General features: G+C 57.3%; 1 protein-coding gene. It reads right to left on the bottom strand.

The genetic code is table 11. The features are described from left to right. Nucleotides 1-23: 23 nt before the first annotated feature. Nucleotides 24-1,403: an IS4 family transposase gene (locus AWB81_RS42830; RefSeq protein ID WP_062644629.1), complete on the bottom strand. Its 1,380-nt coding sequence runs from the start codon at nt 1,401-1,403 to the stop codon at nt 24-26. Between the last annotated feature and the right edge of the window lie 94 nt (nt 1,404-1,497).

Here is a 1,497-nt window from a genome sequence, read left to right as displayed (position 1 = left end):
CTGGTCTTTACCCACAAATAAGGTCATTCGTTCTGCCTGAAGATGCGGTACATCTCCGTAATCTCGTGCAGAGCGAGAAAGCCGCGCCACATAACGGTTGGCCCAGGTGGACGATCATGCTTGCGCGCGAGGTAACCGCCGAGTTTTGCGATCCATAGCACGACCTGCGTCAGCGTTGGAAGCCGAGTAGGCAACGTCGTCGTGTTGTGTACGCGGCAATACAATGCGCGCCATTCAAGTGGTTGAAGCAGCACATCGCATGGCAGATCGCCGTCTATTCGGGCCAGCAACGTCGCGTACAAGATGCGCCAACTGATTACGGCAAATAAGGCGGTGGCACGCACGAATCGATCGAGATTGCCGAATTGCCGTGCCTCGACGCGACAACCGCTCTTGAGTATGCGATGCCACGACTCGATCGTCCAACGCCGCTCATACCATTCCAGGCGCTCCAGTGCTTCTTCGCGAGTATTCGTGGGCACCGAAGTGAGTAGCATCCATTCAAGGGGTTCATGACCTTCGGCAACATCCGCTTCTATGGCGTGAATCGCGAACACCTCAATGTTGGGTAATCTTCTGGGGCGTCGATAGCGCGGTGGGCGCAAGCTCACCGGCGCGCATCGCAACGTTAGGCGTGCGGTGCGTGCGATCGTGCTACCCGAACCTGGAATCTTCAATTCCGTGAAGCCCAGCACCGGCGCTGCGACGATCGTCTCCCACAGATACTTCTGCGGATGCGCCACCCTGCGATTCCAGCTCGCACGAACTAGCCAGTCGACGCCAGCAGGGCGATCGGCCCTGAATACGTCGTAGATGTCTCCCTCACGATCGCATACGCCAATGCAATGCGTCTGCGGACAATGCGCTTTGAGCGCGCTCAGGTGTTCCAGTCCTTCAAGCCATTTCGCGCTTTCCTTCTCCCGGATCGTGCGCCGCCTGCGCAACTCGCCCTTACCGCGCTCCTCGGGTGTACGCGTCCAGGTCTTCATGCCCAACACACCCAACGGCAACCCTTCCGGGGTTACCGCCAGCATGCTATGCATCATAAAACCGCGAAGATTATGGCCTGCGCAATGGCCTAGACCTTCCGTCGCATGCAGATGCGTAAGATTGAATTCGGTCGTGTCCTGTACAGCCAACACGACCGACGCCTCCCGCATGCGTTCGAGCGTTCGACCAATATGCGAACCGAGCACGCCGTCGGGATCTACCTTCGGATTATCAAAAAACCGGTACGCAGCTTTAAGGTCCGCGCCTTTAAGCGACTGGGGAAAAGAACATTGTGGAGCGCCCGACAATCTACCTGCAAGTGCGATCAAGCGCTGAGTTAGGCGAGCGTCACCCAGTTGCGCCGCGCCGAACTCAACACTTGCCCAGTCATCGGGATCGCTCGCATCAGACAATGTTGAACATCGCCCCCAAATGTCGTATGGGCGGAAGTTAACATCACGCGTCGCAGTTTACAAGTCAACCCGCCAAAGATGTGGGTAAAGACCA

The organism is Caballeronia arationis (assembly GCF_001544975.2).
Classification (GTDB): domain Bacteria; phylum Pseudomonadota; class Gammaproteobacteria; order Burkholderiales; family Burkholderiaceae; genus Caballeronia; species Caballeronia arationis.
The sequence above is the reverse complement of the archived record's forward strand: the minus strand, read 5'-3'. Positions and strand labels throughout refer to the sequence as shown.